The sequence below is a fragment of the Pseudomonas sp. zfem004 genome (assembly GCF_032621715.1).
GTDB lineage: Bacteria > Pseudomonadota > Gammaproteobacteria > Pseudomonadales > Pseudomonadaceae > Aquipseudomonas > Aquipseudomonas sichuanensis.
On record NZ_JAVYJF010000003.1, the window covers coordinates 345,684 to 370,951 of the forward strand.

Genomic DNA, 25,268 nt, shown 5'->3' on the forward strand with positions numbered 1-25,268 from the left:
TAAAAAAGGGGCCGTATCATACCTGAAGTTGGGCAAGAGGCCAAAACAGGCCCCATTCATGACTGTGACTCCACTCTTCGCGCAACGGCTAGCCCTGAGCCGACGAATCATCGCCAAGCCCGTCGATGGTAATGGGCGCGCGACCTGGCAGATGAGCGACCAGCTCCAACCGCCCCCCCATGGCCTCGAGGTAATCACGCAATGTTGAAATCAACATATCGCTACGATTCTCAAATTTCGAAACATTGCCCTGACGGATGTCCAGGCGCTCCGCCATGCTTTCCTGAGTGATCTCCAACTGTTTGCGCAAAGTCTGTAGCGTCAGTTGCTCACGAATCAGTTGGCGACCACGCTCCTCGACCCTGGCCCTGCGTTCAGGGGACAGCTCGTTCATCACCTCATCAAGCGTCTTGTACATTTCTCAATCTCCGGACAAATGCTGGTCAAACCTATCATCGGCGCGGTCAATCAGGCGCTCGTAAAACCTGCGTTAACTGATACCTGCCTTGTCACCCGCAACGAGCAACAGCGCGCAGCGAGAACGATCAAATGCGAAAGCGACGCGCCATACCCCGCCATCCGCAGTGAACCGCAACTCTTTCATGTTCGAGTGCCTGGAGCCCTTCAGCGTATCCACATGCGGGCGCCCCAAGGCAGGGCCAAGGCGCCGGAGCAAATGGAGCTGAGCCAACAACTCGTCCTGCACAACCTCGCTCAACGCCCGAAACTCAATATCGAACGCTTGGCACATTGCAATCGACCACACCGTAAAAATACCCCCCCAGGGAATATTCCCTCAAGAACATATCGAAATAAATCGGTAAATGACTATGAAGATCGACAGGGGGCCTAGATAGCAGCTACTTCAACGCCTCCACGTCATATTCACGATTTTTTATCGCGTGAAATTTCCCTAGCGCCAGTGATTAACACTGGCCAAATGCCGCCTCAGATGGGAACCTTTACGCCCACGGAGACGTCCACTCCCCTGCAAGCCGCTTCGCTTCAGGGCTGGTTTCACCTGCATTTCGAACCCGACGGGGTTCGGCTCATGGCCTGTTGCCACGCATCAGGCTGCTACTCGCGAGCACTCCTCCCGCCGCCAGGAATGGCCGGCCACACGGGAGGGTGAGCGCCGACTACAAGAAGGAGTCCGCCTGTGGCTGCACGCTACGGAAAAGGGCTGTTGGGATGGGCCGCCGTGCTCGTCATCCTGGCCCTGCTGGTCCACTGGATCGGCATCGATACGATCGCCCGCTACCGCGACGATCTGGCTTTCTACCTGCAAGCGCACCTGGTCCTGGTGCTGGCTTCGATGGCGGCGGCGTTGGCCGTGGGCATCCCCGCCGGCATTGCCCTGAGTCGACCGCAACGGGTCGACAAAGCCGAACGCTTCATGCAGTTTTTCAACATTGGCAACACCATTCCTCCCCTGGCCGTCCTGGCCATCGCCCTGAGCGTTCTGGGCATCGGCGCAGGCCCTGCGATCTTCGCGCTGTTCCTCGCCTCCCTGCTGCCCATCGTGCGCAATACCTACGAGGGCCTGAAAAACGTCCCTGCCTCGCTCAAGGAAGCCGCCACCGGCATCGGCATGACCCCGCGCCAGCAGCTGTGGCAGGTCGAACTACCCAACGCCGTGCCGATCATCGTCGGCGGCGTGCGGGTGGCCCTGGCCTTGAACGTGGGCACCGCGCCCCTGGCGTTCCTGATCGGCGCCAACAGCCTGGGCAGCCTGATCTTCCCCGGCATCGCCCTGAACAACCAGCCGCAGCTGTTGCTCGGCGCCGCGTGCACGGCACTGCTGGCCCTGGCGCTCGACGCGCTGGTGAGTGCCTCCAGCAAGCGCTGGCTGGAACGTGGCCTGGCCCACTGAAAAAAGGGAACCCATGAAGAAGACAATCGCCATGCTGCTGGGCGCGGCCCTGCTGTACGCAGGATTTGCCCAGGCAGCGGAAAAACCGCTGATCCACGTCGGCGCGCGGATGTTCACCGAACAGACCGTGCTCGCCGAAATCACCGCCCAGTACCTGCGTGCCAACGGCTTCGAGGTCCGCGTGACCACCGGCCTTGGCAGCAACATCGCGCGCCAGGCGCAGGAGACCGGCCAGCTCGACCTGATGTGGGAATACACCGGCGTGTCGCTGGTGTCCTACAACCATGTCGACGAGCGCATGCCCAACGCAGACGCCACCTACGCCCGGGTCAAAGCCCTCGACGCAAAAAAGGGCCTGGTCTGGTTGACCCCGTCGAAATTCAGCAACACCTATGCCCTGGGCCTGCCGAGGCAGGTTGCCGAGGCCTATCCGCAGATCAACACCATCAGCGACCTCAACCAGGTACTGCACGACGAGCAGCAACGCCTGCACCTGGTAGCGCTGGACACCGAGTTCGCCAACCGCCCCGATGGCCTGGTCGGCCTGCGCGAGCTGTATGGCTTGCCGCTGGATCGGCGCAACATCCGCCAGATGGACGGCGGCCTGGTGTACACCGCGATGCGCAACGACCAGGTGTTCGCCGGCCTGGTCTACACCACCGACGGGCGCCTGAACGCGTTCAACCTCAAGCTGCTCGAAGACGACAAGCACTACTTCCCCGACTACACCGCCGCCCCAGTGGTGCGCCAGGCCGTGCTCGACGCCCACCCGCAACTGGCCACGCTGCTCAAGCCGCTGGCCGAACAGCTCGATGACGAGACCATGCGCCAGCTCAACGCCAAGGTCGATGTCGAGCACCAGAGCCCGACCGTGGTCGCCGCAGCCTTCTTGCAAGCGCACCCACTCAGCGAGGTGAAACCATGAACCTGCTCGACACCTTCGCCCACCTGGACTGGGCCCAGGTCCTGCAACTGACCGGGCAGCACATCACCCTGGTCGGTATCGCGGTGGGCCTGGCGATCCTGGTCGGCGTGCCGCTGGGCATCCTGATGACCCGCTTCCCGTCACTGGCCGGCCCGCTGCAGGCCAGCGCCACGGTGCTGTTGACCATTCCGTCGATCGCCCTGTTCGGCCTGCTGCTGCCGTTCTACTCGAAATTCGGCCAAGGCCTCGGCCCGCTGCCGGCCATCACCGCGGTGTTCCTTTATTCACTGCTGCCGATCCTGCGCAACACCTACCTGGCCCTGACCAATGTCGAGCCGGGCATTCGTGAGGCCGCACGCGGCATCGGCATGACCTTCGGCCAGCGCCTGCGCATGGTCGAGCTGCCCATCGCCGTGCCGGTGATCCTCGCTGGCGTGCGCACCGCCGTGGTGATGAACATCGGCGTGATGACCATCGCCGCCACCATCGGCGCCGGCGGCCTGGGCGTGCTCATCCTCACCTCCATCAGCCGCAGCGACATGTCGATGCTGCTGGTCGGCGCCGTGCTGGTCAGCCTGCTGGCGATCATCGCCGACCTGCTCCTGCAAACCCTGCAACGTGCCCTGACTCCAGAAGGACTGCGCCCATGATCGAACTGAAGAACCTCAGCAAGACCTTCCACGCCAACGGCAAGGAGGTCAAAGCCGTCGATGCCGTGAGCCTTACCGTCAACGAAGGCGAGATCTGCGTGTTCCTCGGCCCCTCAGGCTGCGGCAAGAGCACCACGCTGAAAATGATCAACCGCCTGATCACCCCCACCTCGGGCCAGGTGTTCATCAATGGCGAGGACACCAGCGGGCTGGACGAAGTGACCCTGCGCCGCCATATCGGCTACGTGATCCAGCAGATCGGCCTGTTCCCCAACATGACCATCGAGGAAAACATCACCGTCGTGCCGCGCCTGCTCGGCTGGGACAAGCAGAAATGCCACGACCGCGCCCGCGAACTGATGAGCATGATCAAGCTGGAGCCCAAGCAGTATCTGCAGCGCTACCCGCGTGAGCTATCCGGTGGGCAGCAACAGCGCATCGGGGTGATTCGCGCACTGGCCGCCGAGGCGCCGGTGCTCTTGATGGATGAGCCGTTCGGCGCGGTCGACCCGATCAACCGCGAGCTGATCCAGCATGAGTTCTTCGAGATGCAGCGGGCGCTGAACAAGACCGTGATCATGGTCAGCCACGACATCGACGAAGCGATCAAGCTGGGTGACAAGATCGCCATCTTCCGCGCCGGCAAGCTGTTGCAGCTGGATCACCCGGACACCCTGCTGGCGCACCCGGTGGATGACTTCGTCAGCAACTTCGTCGGCCAGGACAGCACGCTCAAGCGCCTGCTGCTGGTGCGCGCCGAAGATGCGGCGGACAACGCGCCGTCGGTGAGCCCGCAAACGCCGGTGGCCGATGCGCTCGAGCTGCTGGATGAGCACGACCGCCGCTATGTGGTGGTGACCGACGGGCAGAACAAGGCGCTGGGCTATGTGCGCCGGCGCGACATGCATCGCCAACAGGGCACTTGCGGGGACTTCCTGCGGCCGTTCAATGCCACGGCGTCGCACGATGAACACCTGCGCATCCTGCTGTCGCGGATGTACGAGTTCAACCGGGCGTGGCTGCCGGTGCTGGATGCAGGGCAGGTGTTCCTCGGGGAAGTGACGCAGGAGTCGATTGCGGCGTACCTGAGTTCCGGGCGCTCGCGGGGTGGCAAGACCAGTATCGTGTCGCCGGCCGAGGCGGTGGCCTCGTAAATGCATCGCGGGGCAAGCCCGCTCCCACGCCAGCCCACAGGTTGGTATCTGGCGTGGGAGCGGGCTTGCCCCGCGATGAAGGCAACGTCGGATCAGAACCCTACACTGGCCTGCACATAGAAGGTGCGCGGCTCACCCACGTAGATCCCCGAGTTGTTGTCGCTGGAGCGGGTGAAGTACTGCTTGTCGAACAGGTTCTTCACCCCGGCTGCCAGCTTCAGGTTGGACAGTTGCGGCCCGAAGTCATAGCCACCCCGGGCATGCCAGGTCACGTAGCCCGGGATATCGCCGTACTGGCCATCGGCACTCGGTTCGGTAATGTAATTGCCGGTGAACTGACCGGTCTTGGTCATGCCGGTACCCGGTGCGCGTTGCCCGGACTGGGCGAACGCATCGAGGTTCCAGGTCCAGCGGTTGACCTGGTAACGCAGGCCGGCAGTCGCCACCTGGCGCGAGTAGAACGGCAGGTCGCGGCCTTCGAAGCCGGGGATATCACCCTCGTAGGTGGCCCGGGTGTAGGTGTACCCGGCATTCACCGACAGCCCTTGCAGGCGCGGGTCCAGCCCGGCCAGGTCATAGCGCGCCGACGCCTCGATACCCTGGTGCGTGGTGGCGCCGAGGTTGGTCCAGCCCACCGTGTTGCTGATGTACTGCAGCTCGTCATCGAAGTCGATGTAGAACGCCGTCAGCTCACCGGCAAAATGGCCATCGTCATAGCGCGTGCCAAGCTCGTAGGTCTTGGCCTTCTCCGGCTCCAGGCCATTGGCAGTGCTGTCGCCGGTACCACCCTGACCCAGCTGGAAGTACTGCAGGCTGCCGAACGAGGTCTCGTAGTTGGCGAACAGCTTCCACGCATCGGACAGGTGGTACATCACGCTCAGCGCCGGCAGCGGCTCGTTGCTGGTGATGCTGCGGTTCTTCTCTGCCACCGGCTTGCGGCTGTCGTCCAGCACCGGGCGGTCGCGCCAGTCGGTGTTGATGTGCTCGAAGCGGATACCTGGAGTGATGGTCCAGTTGCCCACATCGATCTTGTCATCGATGTAGTAGGCGCTGGCCTCGGTACCACCGCTGCGGTCCTGGAACACATGGCCGTCGGACTTGGCCGTCTGGGTCGGCACATTGTTGATCAACGACAACCGGGTCGACTGCTCGCGCATGGCCTCCTTCAGGTAGCGGTAGCCAACGCTGACCTCCTGGGTGGTCGGGCCGACGAAGAACACCCGCGACAAGCGCGGCTCGATGGCAAAGGTGTGGTAGTTGCGCGGGTACGACGACAAGGTCGTCATGTCGCTGGAGGCGATGGTGCTGCCGCGGAAACTGTCGGTGTAGTAGGTCAGCACCTCGAACTGGGTGGCGTCGTCGAGCTGGCGCTGCCACTTGAACGACACGTCCTTGCGCCGGCCGGCGAAGTAGTCGTAGTCACGCAGCGACTGGTAGGGGTCCTGGTCGTACTGGGCCTGGGTGAGGCCGCCGGGCATGTCGGCGCGGCCATCGTAGTAGTGGAAGTTCAGCCAGAACTCGTCGACGTCGGTCGGCGCCCAATGGGTCTTGAGCAGCACATCGTCGATGTCGTTGTCGTTGTTGCTGCGCCGGTAACCATTGCCGTTGACGCCGCTGTACAACAGCGCCACGCCGATGCCGTTGTCGGCGGTGCCGCCGACGAAGGCCGACTCGGTGTGTTTCCATCCGCCATAACGCGACGTTTCAAGGGTGGTCGCCAGCTCGCCGGTGGCCTTCTCGGGGATCGCCCGGGTAACGAAGTTGATCACCCCACCGACGTTCTGCGGGCCATAGCGCACCGAGCCTGCGCCGCGCACCACATCAATGCTGTCGAGGTTGCCCGAGGAGATCGGCGCCATCGACAACTGTGGCTGGCCATAGGGCGCGAAGGCGGCCGGGATACCGTCGATCAGCACGGTCGAGCGCGGCGACAGGCGCGAGGTCAGGCCACGCACGCCAACGTTCAGCGACAGGTCGCTGCCGCCGGTGCCGTTGGAATCCTGCACCTGTACCCCGGGGATGCCACGCAGGGCATCGCGCACGTTCATGGTGCCCTGCTCCACCATTGCCTCGCGGCGTACCACGGTGCGTGCGCCGGGGTGGTTCTGCACCACGCTCTGCTGGGCATCGCCCAGCCAGTCACCGACCACTTTCACATCGGTGGGCGCCAGCTCCAGGCTGCCGGTTGTCAGCGTCCCGGCGACTGCCGCCGGCTTGACCACCACGGTATCGGCCGACTGCTCGAAGGTCAGCCCGCTGCCTTGCAGCAGTTGCTGCAGCGCTTGTTCCGGGGCCAGCTCGCCGGACACCGCCGGGGCCTCTTTGCCCGCCACCAGTTCGGGGCTGAAGAACAGCTGCAGGTTGGTCTGCTGGCCCAGTTGCTTGAGGGCGGCGGCCAACGACTGGGCAGGGATCTGGATGCTTTCGGCGTAGCTGTTGGCGGCGGCAGCGCTGACCGCCAGGGCCAGCGCCAGGCGGCGCAGCTGGAGAAGGGGCTTGTTGTTGTTCACGTCTTCGAGAAATCCTGAAAGGTCGGATAAACGCTAACCGCATGCAAATGTAAATGCTTGGCAGTTGCAGCTGGCGGGGAAGACGAACGGGCGAAAAAAAACCTGAATCTATTTTGAAATTATTTCGCTGGAGCCGTCCGGGTGCTGTTTGACCGCCACCGGCAAGATGCTCGGCAAGGCGCGCAGCAGGGCGTCCGGATCGTCGATGCTGAAGGTGCTGGACAGGCGCAGGCCGGCCACTTTCCCCGGCGCAACCTTCAAGGGCTGAGCCCGGTAGCGCGAGACTTCCTTGACCACCTCACTGAGCGGGGCGTTGTCGAATACCAGCTTGCCCTGCCGCCAGGCGGTGAGCGCATTGGCGTCGATGGTGTAGGGCGCGGCGACATTACCCTGGGTGTCGATGTGCGAACCCTGGCCTGCGCCCAACTGCGCCAGCGAACCGCCTGTGCCCTGAACCCGCACCGAGCCCTGCTCCACCGCCACCCGAGTGCTGCCCGGATCCTGACGCACGTCGAAACGGGTACCGGTTACGGTCACCTCTCCCTGGGCCGTACCGACCACGAAAGGTCGGTTGCTGTCGTGGGCGACGATGAACATCGCCTCGCCCTGGCTCAGCCGCACCTGTCGCCGGCCTGAACTGAAGGCCACGTCCACCCGGGTCGCGCTGTTGAGCTCAAGATGCGAACCATCCGGCAATTCGAACTGACGTCGCTCGCCCATGTTGGTCTGCAAGCTTTCGTGATGATTGAGCTGCTGATACTGCCAGCCGCTCCAACCCAGGCCCAGGGCGGCGATCGCCACGCCTGCCGCCAACGCCTGGCGCAGCACACGGCGGCGCGGCAGCTGACGCACCGGCTCGGCAGAGCACAACGCTTCAAGGCGCTGACGGGGAATGAAGTCGGCCGCGCCCCATAGCCGCACAAGCAGCTGGTATTCCTCGCGGTGCCGGGCGTCCTGCTCGAGCCACGCACCCAGGGCCGCCAGCATCTCGCCATCGCCCGGCGCATCCTGGACGCGGGCAAACCATGCCGCGGCCTGCTCGCGCACGGGGTCGAGAACGTGCTGTTTCATCAATGGGGTCTCCTGACTCATCTGGCCGACACATCCAGGTGCTCACGCAGATGTCGGAGCGTGCGGATCATATACTTTTCGACCATGTTCTTGCTCAAGCCCATGCGCTCGGCGATCTCGGCCTGGCTCAGGCCTTCGAGCTTCTGCCAGACGAACACCTGCCGGCAGTTGAGTGGCAGTTCGGCCAGCGCCCGCTCGACGCTGTCGGCCAGTTCCAGGGCATGCACGTAGGCTTCCGGGTCATCAGCCGGCGCCGCTTCGTCGTCGAATCCTTCCAGCACCAGGGCCTGGCGCCGGTCTTCGCGACGAAAGCCATCGACAGCGATGTTGCGTGCGGTCTGGTGAAGGTAGGCGCGTGGCTGCTCGACCCGATCGCGCGGATTTTCCAGAACCCGCACGAAGGCATCATGGGTGAGGTCCTCGGCCTGCTGACGACTGCGCAATTTGCGCGTCCAGGTGCCGATCAGCTCGTGATAGTGGTCGAGGAAGCCTTTGTGTCCGGACACGGTAGGGGGTCATCAGGCAGGCAGATAAGGGTGCGAATAGTAATGTTTCTCATCAAAACCAGCAATTCCGCCAGTCGGTAACAAAAAATTTATGACGAGTTTCATGCACCGACGTACCAGAGATACGTGGCCATAAATATGAACACCTGCCCCCCCTTCGCGGGTAAACCCGCTCCCACAGGAATCACGCAATCCCTGTGGGGGCGGGTTAACCCGCGACGGGGCCAATCAGGTCTATTCCACAATATTTAACGCTTCAAAGATCCCGGGGAACATCTGCCGGTCACACGAGTCGGTTATTCAGGTAACTGCTCGTCGATCCACGGCGAACCCACCGGGATTGCCTGTTGATCTTGCTGGAATCACGCCCTAAAGTGCGCGCCGAACGTCCATGCTGGAAACGATCCATCCGGCTCAAGTACTGACGACGAGACAGCAAGGTCACCCGCAGCCACACACCTGGCACGGTTGACCTTTTTGCTTTCGGCGACATGCCTTGGGAAGTAGGCGAACCAAAGTGGGGATACGGAGGACGTTCAGTTTGCAGCCACTTATTTTTTCAGTTTGCCCATGGAGCCCTTGAGCATGTCGATCCAGGTCGAAGACTATTTCGCGCGTGACACCTTCCAGAAAATGAAGGCGTTCGCCGACAAGCAGGAAACCCCGTTCGTACTCATCGACACCCAGATGATCAGCCAGGCCTACGACGACCTGCGCGCCGGGTTCGAATTCGCCAAGGTCTACTACGCGGTCAAGGCCAACCCGGCCGTCGAAATCATCGACCTGCTCAAAGAGAAAGGTTCGAGCTTCGACATCGCCTCGATCTACGAGCTGGACAAGGTGCTTGGCCGCGGCGTCAGCCCTGACCGCATCAGCTACGGCAACACCATCAAGAAGTCCAAGGACATCCGCTACTTCTTCGATAAAGGCGTGCGCCTGTTCGCCACCGACTCCGAAGCCGACCTGCGCAACATCGCCAAGGCCGCGCCGGGCTCGAAAGTCTACGTGCGTATCCTCACCGAAGGCTCCACCACTGCCGACTGGCCGCTGTCGCGCAAGTTCGGCTGCCAGACCGACATGGCCATGGACCTGCTGATCCTCGCCCGCGACCTGGGCCTGGTGCCGTACGGCATCTCCTTCCACGTTGGTTCGCAACAGCGCGACATCAGCGTGTGGGACGCCGCCATCGCCAAGGTGAAGGTGATCTTCGAGCGCCTGAAGGAAGAAGACGGCATCGAGCTGAAGCTGATCAACATGGGTGGCGGCTTCCCGGCCAACTACATCACCCGCACCAACAGCCTCGAGACCTACGCCGAAGAGATCATTCGCTTCCTCAAGGAAGATTTCGGTGACGACCTGCCGGAAATCATCCTCGAGCCAGGCCGCTCGCTGATCGCCAACGCCGGCATCCTGGTCAGCGAAGTGGTGCTGGTGGCACGCAAGTCGCGCACCGCGGTCGAGCGCTGGATCTACACCGACGTGGGCAAGTTCTCCGGCCTGATCGAAACCATGGACGAAGCCATCAAGTTCCCGATCTGGACCGAAAAGAAAGGCGAGACCGAAGAAGTGGTGATCGCCGGCCCGACCTGCGACAGCGCCGACATCATGTACGAGAACTACAAGTACGGCCTGCCACTGAACCTGGCCATCGGCGACCGTCTGTACTGGTTGTCCACCGGTGCCTACACCACCAGCTACAGCGCGGTGGAATTCAACGGCTTCCCGCCGCTGAAGGCTTACTACCTGTAACTGAAAACGGGGCCGCAAGGCCCCGTTTTGTATGTGCGCCCCTATCGCGGGGCAAGCCCGCTCCCACAGGATCGCGCCAGGTCCGAATCGAGCGCTGTACTTGTGGGAGCGGGTTTACCCGCGAAGAGGCCCGGACATGCGCCATCAAATCCCGCGTTGTTCGATCTCCCCGGCATACGCAGCCGCGTAGCCTGCCAGCAAAGGCCCGCCGCCCTGCAGCGTCACCCGTGCACTGCGCAGGAAATTCAGGTTGCCCTCAACCCTGGCTCGCTCAAGCCAAGGCCCTGCTTCGCCGACCTGCCCCCGCTCGACCAACACCATCGCCAGGCTGAACATGCCGCGAAAATCCCCCGCCTCGGCCGAACGGCGATACCAACGTACGGCACGGGCCGGGCTGGCGGCGGTGGCAATACCTTGCTCCAGATAACGGCCGTACAAGTTCATCGACTTGGCGTGGCCCAGCTGAGCAGCCTTCTCGTAGCACGCCAATGCCTGGGCCTGGTTCTGAGGCAGCCCACGCCCGGTGGCCAGCAGGTTACCCAGGTTGTACATGCCCCAGTCCAATCCGGTGTCGGCCGCACGCGCGTAGTGAATGGCCGCCTGGGCCAGGTCCACCGCACCGCCCCAGCCATGCTCCAGGCAGCGCCCTAGCATGTTGTGCGCCATGCCATTGCCCCCTTGGGCGGCAATCTGGAACCAGCGCCGGGCGACCTCGGCATCCTGCTCGATGCCGCGCCCGTCGAGCAGGATCTGCCCCAGCAGCAACTGCGCCTCGACCGCGCCCTGCCCCGCTGCCGCGAGGATGGCCTGGGCGGCCTGGCCCGGGCTATGTTCGAGCATGGCCTTGAGCCCTGCCAGGTCCACCACCTGTTCACGACGCAACTGATAGGACACGGCTCAGACCTCGGCCCAGCGGCGCAGCAGGTTGTGGTAGGTGCCGGTCAGTTGCAGCAGCGATGGGTGATCCGGCATGTCGGCGGTGAGCTGGCGGATGGCGTTGTCCATCTCGAACAATAGCGTGCGCTGACCGTCATCGCGCACCAGGCTCTGGGTCCAGAAGAACGCCGCATAACGGGCGCCGCGGGTGACCGGGTTGACCTTGTGCAGGCTGGTGCCGGGGTACAGCACCATGTCGCCGGTCGCCAGCTTGACCTGCTGTACGCCATAGGTGTCCTGGATCACCAGTTCGCCGCCGTCATAACTGTCCGGGTCACTGAGGAACAGGGTCGAAGACAGGTCGGTGCGCACCCGCTCCGGGCTGCCCTTGGGTTGGCGCAGGGCGTTGTCGATATGGAAATCGAAATTGCCCCCCTCCTGGTAACAGTTGACCAGCGGCGGGAACACCTTGTGCGGCAGCGCCGCCGACATGAACAGCGGGTTGCGCCACAGCCGCTCGATCAGCGCGCTGCCGATCTCCTTGGCCAGCGGATGGCCTTCGGCCAACTGCAGGTTGTGCTTGGCCTTGGCCGACTGGTAGCCCGCCGTGACCTTGCCGTCGGCCCAGTCGGCCTGCTCCAGGGCCTGGCGGATACGCGAGATTTCATCGGCGTCGAACAGCCCGGGAATGTGAAGCAGCATGGCGGTGGCACCTGGCACAGGTAAGGGGCGCCAATGATATTGATTCCCTTTTACCCTTCACAAGCCCCTTTCGGACCAATCGACGCACGAACCCATAAAAACCGTAAGGTGAAAATGTAAAGAATGTAAATTCCTGGCGAATGGTAACGCTTCTCAATTGTTCCTTACATTCGCTTACATTAACATCCGCGGCCTTCGATACCTTGGGGAAGGTCAATAACAATGCGTCACGTGCCAACCGCCGTCAGTTCACCACGTCTGCTCGCCTCCGCCATCGGCCTGGCGATCACCGCCACTTCCGCTTACGCTGCCGACCCGGCCGCCAATAACGCCATCACCCTCGACGCCACCAGCGTCAACGGCAAGGCCGAACAGGCGAACACCGAGTACAAGGTCGAGAAAGCCTCCTCGCAGAAGTACACCGCCCCCTTGGTGGACACGCCGCGTTCAGTCACCGTGATCCCGCAGCAAGTGATCAAGGACACCAATGCCCTGAACCTGCAGGATGCCCTGCGCACCGTGCCCGGCATAACCTTCGGCGCCGGCGAAGGCGGCAACCCGCAAGGCGACCGCCCGTTCATCCGTGGCTTCGACGCCCAGGGCGATACCTACCTGGACGGCGTGCGTGACACTGGCGCGCAAACCCGTGAGATCTTCGCCATCGAATCGGTGGAAGTGGCCAAGGGCCCGAACTCGGCCATCGGTGGCCGCGGCGCGGCGGGCGGCACCATCAACCTGGTGAGCAAGCGCGCGCACCTGGGCAACTCGCTGGACGGCGCCTGGACCTGGGGCAGCGACCAGACCCAGCGCTACACCTTCGACGGCAACTACCAGTTCAGCGATACCATTGCCGGGCGCCTGAACCTGATGACCCACGAAAGCAACGTCGCCGGCCGCGACAAGGTCAACTACGACCGTTGGGGCATCGCCCCGTCGCTGGCCTTCGGCCTGGGTACGCCGACCCGCGTCAACCTCGATTACTACCACCTGGAAAGCGACGACCTGCCGGATTCGGGCATCCCGTACAGCATTCCTGTACGTGGCAGTGCCGCGCGTACCTCGGCGCACCCGAGCAAGCCTCAGGACGGTGGCGACAGCGACAACTTCTATGGCCTGACCGACCGTGACTTCCGCAAGTCGCGGGTAGACATCGCCACCTTCGCCATCGAGCACGACCTGACCGATGCGCTGACCATCAAGAACACCCTGCGCCACGGCAGCAGCATGCAGGACTATATCCTGACCCAGCCGGACGACAGCCAGGGCAACGTCAACCGTGGCAGCGTCTGGCGCCGGGCCAACACCCGTGTCAGCAATACCTCCACCACCACCAACCAGACCGACCTGTTCGGTGAGTTCTACCTGGGCGGCCTGAAGAACAGCTTCTCCACCGGTATCGAGCTGAGCCGCGAGGAGTCCGACCGGACCTCCTACGATGTCGCTACCACCGCCGGCACCACCGTGGTCAACAACCTGCGCCAATGCAACGGCATCGGCGCGCCGTCCTACAACTGCACCTCGCTGAGCAACCCGAACCCGGACGATCCGTGGAACGGCGCCATCTCGCGCAACTACGCCGGCACCAACACCAAGAGCAACACCCGAGCGCTGTATGTGTTCGACACCCTTGAGCTGACCCCGGCCTGGCTGCTGAACATGGGCCTGCGCTACGACCACTTCGACACCCAGTACCGTACCCATAACGCCAACGGCAGCACCACGGTCAACGCCAAGGGCATCGCCGCCAAGGGCGAGGACACCAGCGAGTTCATCACTGGCCAGCTGGGCCTGGTGTGGAAACCGGCCGACAATGGCAGCATCTATGTGTCCTACGCCACCTCCGCCACCCCGCCGGGCGCGCAGCTGGGCGAAGGCATGGAAGGCAACCCGCTGGGCAACACCACCGACCGCTCCGGCAACCTGCTCGCCAGCGACATGGAACCGGAAGAAACCACCAACTACGAGATCGGCACCAAGTGGGACCTGCTCGAAGAGCGTCTGTCCCTCACCGCCGCGCTGTTCCGCACCGAGAAAGAAAATGCCCGTGTGCAGGTGGGTACCACCAGCTACGAGAACGTCGGCGAAACCCGCGTGCAGGGCATCGAGCTGTCGGCCAGCGGCAAGCTGACCAACAAGTGGCAGGTATTCGCCGGCTACACCTACATGCAGGCCCGCCAGATCGACGGCGGCCCGCTGGGCAAGGCCAACGACGGCAACCAGCTGCCGAACACCCCGAACAACAGCGCCAGCCTGTGGACCACCTACCAGGTCACGCCTAAGTTCACCGTCGGCGGCGGCGCCTTCTACGTCGATGACGTGTTCGGCAACGTGGCCAACACCACCATGGTCGACAGCTACGTACGTTACGACGCCATGGCCGCCTACAAGCTGACCAAGAACGTCGACCTGCAGCTGAACGTGCAGAACCTCACCAACGAGGTCTACTACGACAAGGCGTTCTCTACCCACTTCGCCAACCAGGCGGCGGGCCGGACCGCATTGCTGACCACCAGCGTCCACTTCTAAAGGATGCAGCCCAAGCCCCGTTCATTTGCTTGAACGGGGCTTTTGCGTATCAAGGCATAATGCACGCCGCGCGGTAGGCGGCCAGACAAGGTGATCGATGTGTTGAAGAAGACGCTGTTCCAGCTGCACTGGTTGTTTGGCATCACCGCTGGCCTGGTGCTGGCGCTGATGGGCATCACCGGGGCGATCTGGTCGTTCCAGGAGGAGCTGCTGCGCGCGTTCAACGCCGAGGTGCTCAGGGTCGAGGTTCGCCAGGAGGGCGTGTTGCCGCCGGCCGAGCTCGTGCGCCGGGTCGAAACCGCGCAAGGCGACAAGGTCTCGATGCTGTGGGTAGACACCCGCGAGGGTAATGCCGCGCGGATTTTCTTCACCCCCGCGCCCGGTGAGCGCCGCGGCGAGTTGCGCTATGCCGACCCCTACACCGGCGAGCTCAAGGGCGAAGTGAGCGGGCTGGGCTTCTTCAACTTCGTGTTGCAGCTGCACCGCTTCCTCGCCGTGGGCGACACCGGCCGGCAGATCACCGGTGCCTGCACCCTGATGCTGATCTTCTTCTGCCTGTCCGGCCTGTACCTGCGCTGGCCGCGCAAGGCCCTGAACTGGCGGACCTGGCTGACCCTGGACTGGGCCAAGAAAGGCCGCGCGTTCAACTGGGACCTGCATGCGGTGTTCGGCACCTGGTGCCTGCTGTTCTACCTGCTGTTCGCCCTGACCGGGCTGTTCTGGTCGTACGAGTGGTACCGCGCGGGCCTGAACAAGCTGCTGGCCGACCCACCGGCGGCCGGCGAGCAGAAGCGCGGTGAAGGCCGCGGTGGCCGCCATGGCCCGCCAAAGGTCGACAAGAACGCCCCGCCACTGGTGGTCGACTACGACGCCATCTGGGCCAATCTCAAGGACGCGGCGGGCCCTGGCCTGTCCACCTACAACCTGCGCCTGCCGCCAGCCGGCGGTCAGCCGGCTACGCTGTTCTACCTGTTGCAGGACGCCGACCACGAGCGCGCCTTCAACACCCTCACCCTCGACCCGGCCACCGGCCAGATCAAGCGCCACCAGCGCTACAGCGACAGCTCGTTCAAGGCCCAGCTGCTGCAGAGCGTCTACGCCCTGCACGTGGGCAGCTACTTTGGCTTGCCGGGGCGAATCATCGTTACCCTGGCCAGCCTGACCATGCCGCTGTTCTTCGTCACCGGCTGGCTGCTGTACCTAGACCGCCGGCGCAAGAAGCGCCAGGTGCGTGCCGCCCGCGGCGCGGTGTCGGCCAGTGCCGGCAACGGCGACAGCTGGCTGATCGGTTTCGCCAGCCAGAGCGGCTTCGCCGAGCAACTGGCCTGGCAGAGCGCCGGGCAGCTGCAGGCCGCCGGCTTGCCGGTGCAGGTGCGCCCGCTGGCGCAGTTGGGCGAGGCCGAACTGCGCCAGGCCAACCGCGCGCTGTTCGTGGTGAGCACCTTCGGCGACGGTGAAGCGCCGGACAGCGCTCGGGCCTTCGAACGCAAAGTCATCGGCAAGCCTTGGGCACTGGAACACCTGGACTATGCCGTGCTGGCCCTGGGCGACCGCCAGTATCCGCACTTCTGCGGTTTTGCCCGACGGCTGCAGGCCTGGCTCAGCGAGCGTGGCGCCAGCAGCGCATTCAGCGCAGTCGAAGTGGACAACGCCGACCCCGCCGCGCTGCAACTGTGGCAACAAGAGCTGGCACGACTGACCGGCGCGCAGCCGGTAGCCGCGTGGCAGCCCGCCAGCTTCGGCAATTGGCGCCTGGCCCGCCGTGAACTGCTCAACCCGGGCAGCCAGGGCGCCCCGGTGTTCCTGCTGGGCCTGCAACCCGAGGTAGCGGCGAACTGGGAGGCCGGCGACCTGATTGAAGTAGTGCCACGCAATGGCCAACAGCGCATCGATGCATTGCTGGCCGGCCTGGGCATGGACCCACACAGCCCGGTGCAAGTGGACGGCCTGCAGGAAACCCTCGCCCAGGCCCTGGGCGGCCGCCAACTGCCGCAGAGCCGTGAGCACCTGGTGGGGCTGCATGCCCAGGCGCTGGTCGATGCGCTGATCCCGCTGAGTGCCCGTGAATACTCGATCGCCTCCATTGCCAGCGATGGCGAGCTGGAGTTGATCGTGCGCCAGGAACGCCACCCCGATGGCAACCTGGGCCTGGGTTCCGGCTGGCTGACCGAGTACCTGGCGCTGGACGGCACGCTCAGCGCGCGTCTGCGCCGTAACAGCGGCTTCCACTTGCCCGACGCGGCGGCGCCGATGGTACTGATCGGCAATGGCACCGGCCTGGCTGGCTTGCGCAGCCTCTTGAAGGCACGCATTGGCGCAGGTGAGCAGCGCAACTGGCTGCTGTTCGGCGAGCGCAACCGTGCCCACGACCTACTGTGTGGCGAGGAGCTGCAGGGCTGGTTGGCCAAGGGCGATCTGCAACGGCTGGACCTGGCGTTTTCACGCGACCAGGCCGAGAAGGTCTATGTGCAGGATGTGCTGCTGCAGCAGGCCGTCGAGTTCAAGCGCTGGATCGACGACGGCGCCTGTGTGTATGTGTGCGGCAGTTTGCACGGGATGGCTGCGGGGGTGGATGCGGCGCTGCGGGGGATGCTCGGTGAAGCGCAGGTGCAGCAGCTGATCGAGGATGGGCGCTATCGGCGGGATGTGTACTGAAGCCTGAAACCATCGCGGGGCAAGCCCGCTCCCACGTGATCGCGTGGGAGCGGGCTTGCCCCGCGATTGGCCCTCAATGCAGCTCGAAGGTATCGGCATCCAGATTGGCCGGGAAGCGCGCCCGGTACGCCGCCAGTTCCGCGGCACGCAGCACCACGGTGAACACCCCGTCGGCCTCCCCCGCGCTCAACAGGCTCTCGCCCTGGAAATCCAGCACCTGGCTGTCGCCGGAATAGGCAAAGCCCTTGCCATCGGTGCCCACCCGGTTCACCGCCGCCACGAAGCACAGGTTCTCGATGCCCCGCGCCGGCAGCAGCCGGTTCCAATGGGTGCGCCGCGCTGCCGGCCAGTTGGCGGTGTACAGCAGCAGGTCGGTGTCCTGGGCGTCGCGGCTCCATACCGGGAAGCGCAGGTCGTAGCAGATCAGCGGGCGAATGCGCCAGCCCTTGAGTTCGAACTGCACCTGGCGCTCACCGGGGGTGTAGTGCTTGTGTTCGCCGGCCATGCGGAACAGGTGGCGCTTGTCGTAGTGCAGGATCTCGCCATCGGGCCGCGCCCACAGCAGGCGGTTGCGGTGGCTGCCATCGGCGGCCTGGATGATCACGCTGCCGGTGATCACCGCATTGCGCTTCTTCGCCTGGGCCTTGAGCCATTTGTAAGTCGGGCCGTTCTCCGGCTCCGCCAGGCTTTCCGATTCCATCGAGAAACCGGTGGTGAACATCTCTGGCAGGATCACCAGGTCGACTTCACCGGCCTGGCCGATCAGCTCCTCGAAATGGGCATAGTTGGCTTCGCGGTCGTGCCAGGCCAGGGTGGTCTGCACCAGGGCGATTTTCAGGTTCGGCAGTTCACTCAGATCGCGCATAGTCTCTCCGCCGCCTGTCGCAGCGTCTCCTCGCGTTTGGCAAAGCACAGGCGCACCAGGCGTTGCTCGGGGATGGGTTGCTGGTAGAACACCGACACCGGGATGCTGGCCACGCCGTGTTCGCGGGTCAGCCACAGGGCCATGTCGACGTCGTTCAGGTCGGGGCGGATCTGCGAATAGTCCACCAGTTGGAAATAGGTGCCCGGGGTACGGGTAAAGCTGAACCGCGAGGCCTGCAACAGGTCGCAGAACAGGTCACGCTTGGCCTGGTAGAAGGCCGGCAGTTCGTCGATGTGCTCCGGGTGTTCGGCCATGAAGTCGGCCAAGGCACACTGCAAGGGTGTGACACCGCAGAAGTTGACGTACTGGTGAACCTTGCGCAGTTCGGCGCTGAGCGCCGGTGGCGCGACCACGTAACCGGTCTTCCAGCCAGTGACGTGGTAGGTCTTGCCGAACGAGCTGATGACGAAGGCTCTGCTGTACAGCTGCTCGTGGGCCAGCACGCTGGCGTGGCGCACACCGTCGTAGATCAAGTGCTCGTAGACTTCGTCGCTGACCAGGTAGATGTCGCGGTTGGCGATCAGCGCGGCCAGCTGGTCCAGGTCGTCGCGGCTGATCAGCGCACCGCTGGGGTTGTGCGGCGAGTTGAGGATGACCATGCGCGTGCGCGGGCTGAGGGCATCGCTGAACTTCTGCCAGTCGATGCTGAAGCTGCCGTCCGCGAGCGGCACGTGCACGCAGCGGCCACCGGCCAGCTCCACCGAGGGTTCGTAGCTGTCGTAGCACGGGTCGAAGACGATCACTTCATCGCCGGGGTGGATTACCGCCTGGATGGCACAGAAGATCGCTTCGGTGGCGCCGGGGGTGATGGTCACTTCCTGGTCCGCGTCCACCGCCACGCCATACAGCCGGGCGATCTTGGCCGCCACTTGCTGGCGCAGGGCTGGCAGGCCGGTCATCGGCGAATACTGGTTGTGCCCGGCGGCCACATGGCGGCCAACGGCATCGAGCAGGGCCTGGGGGCCGTTGAAGTCAGGGAAGCCCTGGGACAGGTTGAGCGCACCGGTCTGCATGGCGAGCTGCGACATGGTGGTGAAGATGGTCGTGCCGACATTCGGCAGTTTGCTGCGGATCATGGAGCCCTCTTTCCTGGGGTTTGTCCGGCACGGGGTGGTGTCCGAGCATAGCGGATCAAGCAGTCAGGAAAAAGGTTGAAACAATAGGGGGATTGCGGTGGATCAAGTCACCAACCGTGGGAGCGGCGGTGCGCCGATGCGACTTGCCCCGCGATGGCAATTGACCAGGCAGCAAAACCTCTCTGCCTGAAACCATCGCGGGGCAAGCCCGCTCCCACGAAGCGTAACGCAGCCCAGTGACTAGCGCTTGTCGCGGCGCTTCTTCTCGGCCTTCTTGTGGTGCGACATCAAGCGGCGCTTCTTGTTGACCTGGCGATCGGTGAGGGTGTTCTTGTTGCCCTCGTACGGGTTCTCACCGCCCTTGTACTCGATGCGGATCGGCGTACCGACCAGCTTGAGCACGCGGCGGTAGGTGTTCTCCAGGTAACGCGAGTAGGAGTTGGGCACCTTCTCGGTCTGGTTGCCGTGGATCACGATCAGCGGCGGGTTGGCGCCACCGAGGTGGGCGTAGCGCAGTTTGATGCGACGGCCGTTGACCAGTGGCGGCTGGTGCACGCTGATGGCGTCTTCGAGGATCTGCGTCAGGCGGCTGGTCGGCCAGCGGGTGACCGCCGACTTGAACGCGGCCTGCACCGACTTGTACAGGTGGCCAACGCCAGTGCCGTGCAGGGCGGAGATGAAGTGGATGTCGCAGAAGTCGACGAAGAACAGCCGGCGCTCCAGCTCGGTCTTCACGTAGTCGCGCTCGCCCGCTTCCATGCCATCCCACTTGTTCAGCGCGATGACGATGGCCCGGCCGGCTTCAAGGGCGAAGCCGAGCAGGTTGAGGTCGTGGTCGACCACGCCTTCGCGGGCGTCCATGACGAAGACCACCACGTTGGCGTCCTTGATCGCCTGCAGGGTCTTCACCACCGAGAACTTTTCGACTTCCTCGTGGATCTTGCCGCGCTTGCGCACGCCGGCAGTGTCGATGAAGGTGTACTTCTCGCCATCACGCTCGAACGGGATGTAGATACTGTCGCGGGTGGTACCCGGCTGGTCGTACACCACCACGCGCTCTTCGCCGAGCATGCGGTTGACCAGGGTCGACTTGCCCACGTTCGGGCGGCCGATGATGGCGATCTTGATGCCGTCTTTCTCGCTCGGGCCTGGAATGCGCACGGCCTCTTCGCCTTCGGCGACGTTCAGGTCGAGGGCTTCTTCCTCGGCATCACGCGGGATGTGGCCGAGCAGCGATTCCATCAGGGCGTTGATACCACGGCCCTGGGAGCCAGCCACCGGGATGGCGTTGCCCATGCCCAGCGGCGAGAACTCGGCGCGGGCGATGTCCGGGTCTATGTTGTCGATCTTGTTGGCCACCAGGATGGCCGACTTGTTCCGCTTGCGCAGGTGGTCGGCGATCATCTGGTCGGCGGCGGTCATGCCGGCGCGGGCATCCACCAGGAACAGCACGTAGTCGGCTTCTTCGATGGCCATCAGCGACTGCTCGGCCATCTTCTCGTCCATGCCCACTTCGTCACCGGTGATACCGCCGGTGTCGATCAGGATGAAGGAACGACCCTGCCAGGTGGCATCGCCGTACTGGCGGTCACGGGTCAGGCCCGACAGGTCACCGACGATGGCATCGCGGGTCTTGGTCAGGCGGTTGAACATGGTGGATTTGCCGACGTTCGGGCGGCCCACCAGGGCGATTACGGGAACCATGCGGCTCTCCACTCTTGAATTCTTGAAAATGCAAAGGCCGCTGCAAGGCAGCGGCCGGAGTTCGGGCGGCGCTCCTGCGCCGCTACCTGAGCCCGCGAACGGGCTCAAGCATAGCTTCAGCGGATGGTCAGTGCCTCGAGCTTGCCGCTGTTGCCGAAGACGTAGATGGTGTCGCCGACCACGAGTGGGCGGGCACGCAGGCCATCGCTGTCGATACGCTCACGGCCGACGAAGCGGCCATCGACCTGGCTCAGCAGGTGCAGGTAACCTTCGAAGTCACCCACCGCCACGTAGCTGGAGAACACTTCCGGCGCCGACAGCTGGCGACGGGCCATGCTGTCGTTGCTCCACAAGGCGCTGGAGGAACGCTCGTCGACACCTTCGACGGTGCCCGAAGCCAGGCTCACGTAGACGTTGCCGAAGCCCTGGGCGACACCCACGTAGCTGGAGGCATCACGCTGCCACAGCACACGGCCGCTTTCCAGGTCCAGGCCGGCGACGCGGCCCTGGTAGGTGCTGACGTACAGGGTGCCACCGGACAGCAGCAGGCCGCCGTCGATGTCCACCACACGGTCCAGCTCGGAGCGGCCTTGCGGGATGGCCACGCGGCTTTCCCACACCGGTACGCCGTTGCTGATGTCCACCGCCACCACCTTGCCGGTGGACAGGCCGGCGACAGCCAGGCGGTTGGTGACGATCGGCGCGCCGGTACCACGCAGGGTGAGCACCGCCGGGGTGTTTTCGTAGATCCAGCGACGGTCGCCAGTGGCGGCGTCGAGGCCGATCAGGCGGTCATCCTGGGTCTGCACCACCACAACGTCGCCGTTGTTGGCGGGCGGTGCCAGTACTTCGCTGGTGACGCGCGAACGCCAGCGCTCTTCGCCGGTGCTCGAATCCAGGGCAATCACCTCGCCCTTGAGCGTGCCCAGCATGACCAGGCCGTAGCCCACGCCAACCGCGCCGGAAACCGGCAGCTCGAGGTCTTTTTTCCACACTACATCGCCGTTGAGGCGGTCGAGTGCGAAGACTTCACCGGTGACGTCGGCAGCGTAAATGCGGTCGTTCTCGATGGCCGGTACCAGGGTGTTGTACGTCTCGCCCTGGCCGTCACCGATCGAACGGCTCCACTGCTTCTTCAGCACCACTTCCTCGGTGAACTTGGTCAGCTCGGCCGGGGGCAGTTCCTTCTTGCTGTTGCTGCTGCAACCCGCTGCCAGTACGGCGAGGGTGAGCACTGCTGCTTGTTTCCAACCCTTCACTTCAGGCGTCCCCTTTGGCCAGGTCATCCAGCTTCAGTTGCAGGCCACCGATCGCGGCGTCGTCGGACAGCGCGGCCTTGGCTTTTTCGTAGGCGCCGTGCGCGTCGTCGGCACGGCCCAGCTGCAGCAGCAGGTCGCCCTTGAGCTCCTCACGGCTGGCCAGGAAGGCTTTGTCGGCATCGCCGTCGAGCAGCTTCAGGGCCTCATCGGCCTTGTCCTGTGCCGCGAGCACGCGGGCCAGGCGCTGACGGGCGATTTCACCCAGGGTGGCGTCGGCCGGCTTGTCCAGCACGGCCTTGAGCTCGGCGGCGGCGTCGTCCAGCTTGCCGCTGTCGACCGCAACCTTGGCCACGAACAGGCTGCCGTACTGGGCGTAGGCGCTACCGCCAAACTCGCTCTTGAGCTTGCCGGACAGCTCGGCGACCTTGCTGGCATCAGGCTGGCCAGACGGCGTCAGCGAGGTTTCCAGCAGGGCCTGGTACAGCGCCGAGGCGCCTTGCGACTGGTTGGCCTGGTACTTGTGCCAGGTCTGCCAGCCCATCACCACCACACCGGCCAGCAGCGCGCCGGTCAGCAGCGGCTTGCCGTTGCGGTTCCACCAGTCCTTGATCCCAGCCAGATCGTCATCATCGGTACTCGACACCCCAATACTCCTTTTCGCCTATTCGTTGTTGAACCGCGTTACGCCTGGGCGATCGCGGTTTCCAGGTGCTCGGCAAGAGCATCCCAGGCAATGTTCTGTTGTTCGCCCTGGCCACGCAGGGGCTTCAGACCGATCTCTTGCTTGGCCAGCTCGTCGTCGCCGAGGATCAGGGCGAACAGCGCGCCGCTCTTGTCGGCCTTCTTGAACTGGCTCTTGAAGCTGCCGGCACCGGCGTTGACCGCCAGGCGCAGGCCCGGCAGACGGTCGCGCAGGCTTTCGCTCAGGCGCAGGCCGGCCAGCTCCGCCTGCTCACCGAAGGCGCACAGGTAGACGTCAATGGTGCGGCTGATCGACTCGGGCACCTTGCCCAGGGTCTCCAGCAGCAGGATCAGGCGTTCGATGCCCATGGCGAAACCAACGCCCGGGGTCGGCTTGCCGCCCATCTGCTCGACCAGGCCGTCATAGCGGCCACCGGCGCACACGGTGCCCTGGGCGCCGAGCTTGTCGGTGACCCACTCGAACACGGTCTTGCTGTAGTAATCGAGGCCACGCACCAGCTTGGTGTTGATCACGAACGGAATGCCGGCAGCGTCGAGGCGAGCCTTGAGGCCCTCGAAGTGCACGCGGGATTCTTCGTCCAGGTAGTCTTCCAGCTTCGGCGCGCCGACCAGCACCGCCTGGGTGTTGGCGTCCTTGCTGTCGAGGATGCGCAGCGGGTTGCTCTTGAGGCGACGCTGGCTGTCTTCGTCCAGCTGCTCGAGGCGCGCGGACAGGAACTCGACCAGCGCATCGCGGTAGCGCGCGCGGGCTTCGCTGGTGCCCAGGCTGTTGAGCTGCAGCTCCACGGCATCCTGGATGCCCAGCAGGCCCCACAGGCGCCAGGTCAGCATGATCAGCTCGGCATCGACGTCCGGACCGTCGAGGTTGAACACCTCCACGCCGATCTGGTGGAACTGGCGATAGCGGCCCTTCTGTGGGCGCTCGTGGCGGAACATCTGGCCGATGTACCAGAGCTTCTGCACCTGGCCGTTGCCGGTGATGCCGTGCTCGAGTACCGCACGCACGCAGGCGGCGGTGCCTTCAGGGCGCAGGGTGAGCGAATCGCCGTTGCGGTCGTCGAAGGTGTACATCTCTTTTTCGACGATATCGGTGACTTCACCGATCGAGCGCTTGAACAGCTCGGTGAACTCGACGATCGGCGTGCGGATCTGGCTGTAGCCGTAGCTGTCCAGCAGGCCAGCCACGGTGCCCTCGAAGTAGCGCCACAGCGGCGACTGGTCGGGCAGGATGTCGTTCATGCCACGGATGGCTTGCAGCGATTTGCTCACGAGTAGTCCTTACGAATTCTGTGTATCAGCCACGGGCGATCAGCGCCGCGTCGGCCTCGGCCTTCTCGGCCGCTTTCTGGCGGATGAGTTTTTCCAGCTCATCGACCAGGTTGTCGTTGTTCAGCTTCTGCGATGGCTTGCCATCGATGTAGATCAGGTTCGGTGTGCCGCCGGTGAGGCCGACATGCGCCTCCTTGGCTTCACCCGGGCCGTTGACCACGCACCCGATCACTGCCACGTCCAGCGGTACCAGCAGGTCTTCCAGGCGCCCTTCCAGCTCGTTCATGGTCTTGACCACATCGAAGTTCTGCCGCGAGCAGCTCGGGCAGGCGATGAAGTTGATGCCACGGGAACGCAGGTGCAGCGACTTGAGGATGTCGTAGCCGACCTTCACTTCTTCGACCGGGTCTGCGGCCAGGGAAATGCGGATGGTGTCGCCGATACCTTCGGCCAGCAGCATACCGAGGCCGACGGCGGATTTCACTGTCCCCGAACGCAGGCCACCGGCTTCGGTGATGCCCAAGTGCAGCGGCTGGATGATCTGCTTGGCCAGCAGGCGGTAGGCTTCGACGGCCATGAACACGTCGGAGGCCTTGACGCTGACCTTGAAGTCCTGGAAATCCAGGCGGTCGAGGTGCTCGACATGGCGCAGCGCCGACTCGACCAATGCGGCCGGGGTCGGTTCGCCGTACTTCTTCTGCAGGTCTTTCTCGAGGGAGCCGGCGTTAACGCCGATGCGGATCGGGATGCCGCGGTCACGGGCGGCATCGACCACCGCGCGCACACGGTCTTCACGGCCGATGTTGCCCGGGTTGATGCGCAGGCAGTCGACGCCCAGTTCGGCCACGCGCAGGGCGATCTTGTAGTCGAAGTGGATGTCGGCGACCAGCGGCACGCTGACCAGCTTCTTGATCTTGCCGAACGCCTCGGCGGCGTCCATGTCCGGTACCGAGACACGCACGATATCGACGCCGGCATCGACCAGGCGCTGGATCTGCCCCACGGTGGCGGCGACGTCATTGGTGTCGGTATTGGTCATGCTCTGCACCGCGATGGGCGCATCGCCGCCCACCGGTACATTGCCGACCCAGATTTTGCGGGATTCGCGACGTTTGATCGGAGATTCGCCGTGCATG

21 protein-coding genes are annotated in these 25,268 nt (G+C 64.1%); 7 read left to right on the top strand and 14 right to left on the bottom strand.

From position 1 onward, the window contains the following. Positions 1 to 88 precede the first annotated feature (88 nt). Together RTH46_RS05225 and RTH46_RS05230 are read right to left on the bottom strand one after the other, a co-directional pair. Positions 89 to 418, bottom strand: coding sequence for an XRE family transcriptional regulator (locus RTH46_RS05225; protein WP_316905160.1), 330 nt, complete (start codon positions 416 to 418; stop codon positions 89 to 91). A 72-nt stretch (positions 419 to 490) separates the two neighbouring features. Further along, a complete protein-coding gene (locus tag RTH46_RS05230; protein ID WP_316905161.1) occupies positions 491 to 751 on the bottom strand; it encodes a type II toxin-antitoxin system RelE/ParE family toxin in 261 nt (86 codons plus the stop codon). A 408-nt stretch (positions 752 to 1,159) separates the two neighbouring features. On the opposite strand from RTH46_RS05230, the gene RTH46_RS05235 reads away from it, so the two are divergent. Genes RTH46_RS05235 through RTH46_RS05250 form a run of 4 tightly spaced genes read left to right on the top strand, consistent with a single transcriptional unit; the run spans position 1,160 to position 4,602 of the window. Beyond that, positions 1,160 to 1,873, top strand: coding sequence for an ABC transporter permease (locus tag RTH46_RS05235; protein WP_153787439.1), 714 nt, complete (start codon positions 1,160 to 1,162; stop codon positions 1,871 to 1,873). A 13-nt stretch (positions 1,874 to 1,886) separates the two neighbouring features. Next, positions 1,887 to 2,798, top strand: a complete 912-nt coding sequence (locus RTH46_RS05240; RefSeq protein WP_153787440.1) for a glycine betaine ABC transporter substrate-binding protein — start codon at positions 1,887 to 1,889, stop codon at positions 2,796 to 2,798. Continuing rightward, positions 2,795 to 3,448, top strand: coding sequence for an ABC transporter permease (locus RTH46_RS05245; protein WP_153787441.1), 654 nt, complete (start codon positions 2,795 to 2,797; stop codon positions 3,446 to 3,448). Before RTH46_RS05240 ends, RTH46_RS05245 begins: the two co-directional genes overlap by 4 nt. Continuing rightward, entirely contained in the window at positions 3,445 to 4,602 is a 1,158-nt protein-coding gene (locus RTH46_RS05250; RefSeq protein WP_153787442.1) for a betaine/proline/choline family ABC transporter ATP-binding protein, read from the top strand. The genes RTH46_RS05245 and RTH46_RS05250 overlap by 4 nt, the downstream gene beginning before the upstream one ends. Before the next feature lie 92 nt (positions 4,603 to 4,694). On the opposite strand, the gene RTH46_RS05255 is transcribed toward RTH46_RS05250, so the two are convergent. From RTH46_RS05255 to RTH46_RS05265, 3 genes are all read right to left on the bottom strand, one after another. Further along, positions 4,695 to 7,112: a TonB-dependent siderophore receptor gene (locus RTH46_RS05255; RefSeq protein WP_316905162.1), complete on the bottom strand. Its 2,418-nt coding sequence runs from the start codon at positions 7,110 to 7,112 to the stop codon at positions 4,695 to 4,697. A 108-nt stretch (positions 7,113 to 7,220) separates the two neighbouring features. Then, positions 7,221 to 8,183 (bottom strand): FecR family protein, encoded by a 963-nt coding sequence (locus RTH46_RS05260; RefSeq protein ID WP_153787444.1) that lies wholly within the window; start codon positions 8,181 to 8,183, stop codon positions 7,221 to 7,223. Positions 8,184 to 8,200: 17 nt separating this feature from the next. Next, positions 8,201 to 8,689, bottom strand: coding sequence for an RNA polymerase sigma factor (locus RTH46_RS05265; protein WP_153787445.1), 489 nt, complete (start codon positions 8,687 to 8,689; stop codon positions 8,201 to 8,203). A gap of 585 nt (positions 8,690 to 9,274) precedes the next feature. Between RTH46_RS05265 and RTH46_RS05270 the strand changes: the two genes are divergently transcribed. Beyond that, positions 9,275 to 10,438: a type III PLP-dependent enzyme gene (locus tag RTH46_RS05270; RefSeq protein WP_110993485.1), complete on the top strand. Its 1,164-nt coding sequence runs from the start codon at positions 9,275 to 9,277 to the stop codon at positions 10,436 to 10,438. 144 nt (positions 10,439 to 10,582) lie between these two features. Here the strand turns inward: RTH46_RS05270 and RTH46_RS05275 are convergent, their stop codons facing one another. Further along, positions 10,583 to 11,332, bottom strand: a complete 750-nt coding sequence (locus tag RTH46_RS05275; protein ID WP_316905163.1) for a tetratricopeptide repeat protein — start codon at positions 11,330 to 11,332, stop codon at positions 10,583 to 10,585. A gap of 3 nt (positions 11,333 to 11,335) precedes the next feature. Next, on the bottom strand, positions 11,336 to 12,016 hold the full coding sequence (locus RTH46_RS05280; RefSeq protein ID WP_316905164.1) for a Fe2+-dependent dioxygenase: 681 nt from the start codon (positions 12,014 to 12,016) through the stop codon (positions 11,336 to 11,338). A gap of 222 nt (positions 12,017 to 12,238) precedes the next feature. Here RTH46_RS05280 and RTH46_RS05285 point away from each other — a divergent pair, with 222 nt between their 5' ends. After that, a complete protein-coding gene (locus RTH46_RS05285) occupies positions 12,239 to 14,542 on the top strand; it encodes a TonB-dependent receptor (RefSeq protein ID WP_153787447.1) in 2,304 nt (767 codons plus the stop codon). Between the two features lie 99 nt (positions 14,543 to 14,641). Next, complete coding sequence (locus RTH46_RS05290) at positions 14,642 to 17,197, top strand: sulfite reductase flavoprotein subunit alpha (RefSeq protein ID WP_316905165.1); 2,556 nt, start codon at positions 14,642 to 14,644, stop codon at positions 17,195 to 17,197. A 73-nt stretch (positions 17,198 to 17,270) separates the two neighbouring features. Here the strand turns inward: RTH46_RS05290 and RTH46_RS05295 are convergent, their stop codons facing one another. From RTH46_RS05295 to ispG, 7 genes are all read right to left on the bottom strand, one after another. Continuing rightward, positions 17,271 to 18,062 (bottom strand): amidohydrolase, encoded by a 792-nt coding sequence (locus RTH46_RS05295; protein ID WP_153787449.1) that lies wholly within the window; start codon positions 18,060 to 18,062, stop codon positions 17,271 to 17,273. Beyond that, positions 18,050 to 19,198 carry a pyridoxal phosphate-dependent aminotransferase gene (locus RTH46_RS05300; protein WP_153787450.1) on the bottom strand — a complete coding sequence of 383 codons (1,149 nt, stop codon included), beginning with the start codon at positions 19,196 to 19,198 and terminating at the stop codon, positions 18,050 to 18,052. The genes RTH46_RS05295 and RTH46_RS05300 overlap by 13 nt, the downstream gene beginning before the upstream one ends. A gap of 240 nt (positions 19,199 to 19,438) precedes the next feature. After that, positions 19,439 to 20,902, bottom strand: a complete 1,464-nt coding sequence (gene der / locus RTH46_RS05305) for a ribosome biogenesis GTPase Der (RefSeq protein ID WP_153787451.1) — start codon at positions 20,900 to 20,902, stop codon at positions 19,439 to 19,441. A gap of 116 nt (positions 20,903 to 21,018) precedes the next feature. Beyond that, positions 21,019 to 22,188, bottom strand: a complete 1,170-nt coding sequence (bamB, locus tag RTH46_RS05310; protein ID WP_153787452.1) for an outer membrane protein assembly factor BamB — start codon at positions 22,186 to 22,188, stop codon at positions 21,019 to 21,021. Further along, complete coding sequence (locus RTH46_RS05315) at positions 22,163 to 22,804, bottom strand: tetratricopeptide repeat protein (protein WP_153787453.1); 642 nt, start codon at positions 22,802 to 22,804, stop codon at positions 22,163 to 22,165. The genes bamB and RTH46_RS05315 overlap by 26 nt, the downstream gene beginning before the upstream one ends. Before the next feature lie 38 nt (positions 22,805 to 22,842). Then, positions 22,843 to 24,132: a histidine--tRNA ligase gene (gene hisS / locus RTH46_RS05320; protein ID WP_110993495.1), complete on the bottom strand. Its 1,290-nt coding sequence runs from the start codon at positions 24,130 to 24,132 to the stop codon at positions 22,843 to 22,845. A gap of 25 nt (positions 24,133 to 24,157) precedes the next feature. Next, positions 24,158 to 25,267, bottom strand: a complete 1,110-nt coding sequence (gene ispG / locus RTH46_RS05325) for a flavodoxin-dependent (E)-4-hydroxy-3-methylbut-2-enyl-diphosphate synthase (RefSeq protein WP_110993496.1) — start codon at positions 25,265 to 25,267, stop codon at positions 24,158 to 24,160. Between the last annotated feature and the right edge of the window lies 1 nt (position 25,268).

Bases quoted from the DNA above. Each gene is read 5' to 3' on its own strand.
- RTH46_RS05225 (WP_316905160.1), bottom strand. From the start codon at position 418: ATGTACAAGACGCTTGATGAGGTGATGAACGAGCTGTCCCCTGAACGC.
- RTH46_RS05230 (WP_316905161.1), bottom strand. From the start codon at position 751: ATGTGCCAAGCGTTCGATATTGAGTTTCGGGCGTTGAGCGAGGTTGTG.
- RTH46_RS05240 (WP_153787440.1), top strand. From the start codon at position 1,887: ATGAAGAAGACAATCGCCATGCTGCTGGGCGCGGCCCTGCTGTACGCA.
- RTH46_RS05245 (WP_153787441.1), top strand. From the start codon at position 2,795: ATGAACCTGCTCGACACCTTCGCCCACCTGGACTGGGCCCAGGTCCTG.
- RTH46_RS05250 (WP_153787442.1), top strand. From the start codon at position 3,445: ATGATCGAACTGAAGAACCTCAGCAAGACCTTCCACGCCAACGGCAAG.
- RTH46_RS05260 (WP_153787444.1), bottom strand. From the start codon at position 8,183: ATGAAACAGCACGTTCTCGACCCCGTGCGCGAGCAGGCCGCGGCATGG.
- RTH46_RS05270 (WP_110993485.1), top strand. From the start codon at position 9,275: ATGTCGATCCAGGTCGAAGACTATTTCGCGCGTGACACCTTCCAGAAA.
- RTH46_RS05280 (WP_316905164.1), bottom strand. From the start codon at position 12,016: ATGCTGCTTCACATTCCCGGGCTGTTCGACGCCGATGAAATCTCGCGT.
- RTH46_RS05285 (WP_153787447.1), top strand. From the start codon at position 12,239: ATGCGTCACGTGCCAACCGCCGTCAGTTCACCACGTCTGCTCGCCTCC.
- RTH46_RS05295 (WP_153787449.1), bottom strand. From the start codon at position 18,062: ATGCGCGATCTGAGTGAACTGCCGAACCTGAAAATCGCCCTGGTGCAG.
- RTH46_RS05300 (WP_153787450.1), bottom strand. From the start codon at position 19,198: ATGATCCGCAGCAAACTGCCGAATGTCGGCACGACCATCTTCACCACC.
- der (WP_153787451.1), bottom strand. From the start codon at position 20,902: ATGGTTCCCGTAATCGCCCTGGTGGGCCGCCCGAACGTCGGCAAATCC.
- bamB (WP_153787452.1), bottom strand. From the start codon at position 22,188: ATGACCTGGCCAAAGGGGACGCCTGAAGTGAAGGGTTGGAAACAAGCA.
- ispG (WP_110993496.1), bottom strand. From the start codon at position 25,267: ATGCACGGCGAATCTCCGATCAAACGTCGCGAATCCCGCAAAATCTGG.